The sequence below is a fragment of the Treponema sp. R80B11-R83G3 genome, assembly GCF_054786115.1.
Genome location: NZ_BDHF01000189.1, coordinates 1 through 1,620, shown reverse-complemented (window position 1 = coordinate 1,620; position 1,620 = coordinate 1). Strand labels below are relative to the sequence as shown.

The following is a 1,620-nucleotide window of genomic DNA, read 5'->3' as shown; positions in this document are numbered from 1 at the left end:
ACTTTAGCTTCTTTAAAACGATTTAACGCCCAAGGGCCTGTCATACAGAAAGGCGCCTTGCCTCCCTCAAACAGCACGTGAGCGGCATCCCAGTCAATGTTTTCAGGAATCAATTTCTTTCAACGGGCCAGGAAAACCGCCAAGAAAACACAGATCATTTTCATCGGCGTAACCGGTAATATAAGTGGCGACAAAAGTTCCGCCCGCCTGTACGAATGCGGTAATTTTTTCCGCAAAACCCGAGCGCAACATATACAACATTGGAGCCGCGACTAAATCATAGCCGTTAAAATTACCGGCGGAATCCAATACGTCAACCGATACGCCCATGCGCCAGAAAGAGCGATAGTGGCTGACAACGGTTTCCTTGTACTTGTTATTTTTTTGCTGTAATCCTTTAATATCGTCCAATATCCATTGATTTTGATAATCGTAGATTATTGCTACCGCCGACGGGGTTGACGTTCCGGCAATATCATTCATGCTTGCAAGGCGTTTGCCGACTTCCGCCACATCATTAAAGACGCGGGTGTTTTCCGATCCCTCATGGTCAACAATGGCGCCGTGGAATTTCTCGCTGGAACCTCGGCTCTTGCGAAACTGGAAATATTGCACGGAATCCGCCCCGTGCGCTACAGCCTGCATTGACTGGAGCATATGCACGCCTGGCCGATGCAGTTTTGCCACAGGCCGCCAGCTTGTCGCGGTAGGGCAAGATTCTATCATCATAAAAGGCTTGCCTTTAGCCGAACGGTTCATGTCATGGTAAAACGAAAACAACGCGCCAGTTTCAATATCTTTTTCCGTGCCGGTCCATTCAGGATAGCTGTCCCAAGCGTCAACATCCAGCACGTGCGCAAGGCGGAAATTGTCTACGCCGGTAGAGCCAGACATAAGATTAGTTGTACAGGGAACATCAGGGGTAATTTTTTTAAACGGGGCCGTTTCATTTAAATAAAAATCGACAATCTGCTCCGTACAAAAGCGTTTCCATTCCAAATTAAGGCCGTGAACGTTGGTTTCACCTAACGAGCTGGGGCTTTCCACCTGCGCCCAATCTGTATACGTATGGCTCCAAAAGCTGTTCCACCACGCTTCGTTAAGAGCGTCCAAACCGCCAAAGCGTTTCTTTAGGTAACTCCTGAAATTTTCCTGACACAAATTGCAATGGCATTCGCCTGAGTATTCGTTGGAAATATGCCATACCGCCAAAGCGGGATGTTCTTTATAACGTTGGGCGAGACGGGTATTGATTGCCGACGTTTTTTCACGGTAAATGGGGGAAGACATACAGTGATTGTGCCGTTCCCCATAAAGATTTTTTTGCCTGTTTCCGTTTACCCGTAATACTTCAGGATATTTCCGCCCCATCCACGCGGGACGCGATCCTGAAGGCGTAGCAAGGACTGCGGCCATTCCGTTTTCCGCCAGCATATCCATAATTTCATCAAGCCATTCAAAACGGTACTCGCCTTCAGACGGTTCAAGGGCGGCCCACGCGAAAATACCCACCGAAAGGGTATTCACGCCGGCGATCTTTGCAAGCCGCATGTCTTCTTTCCAGATTGTATCCTTCCATTTTAACCACTGTTCCGGGTTATATTCGCCCCCATGCAATAA

1 protein-coding gene is annotated in these 1,620 nt (G+C 48.3%); it reads right to left on the bottom strand.

Going from position 1 to position 1,620, the window contains the following annotated elements; genetic code table 11:
• Window positions 1-102: 102 nt before the first annotated feature.
• Window positions 103-1,620 (bottom strand): beta-galactosidase (locus ACYVRH_RS12470; RefSeq protein WP_461257225.1); only part of this gene is annotated, 1,518 nt, incomplete at its 5' end.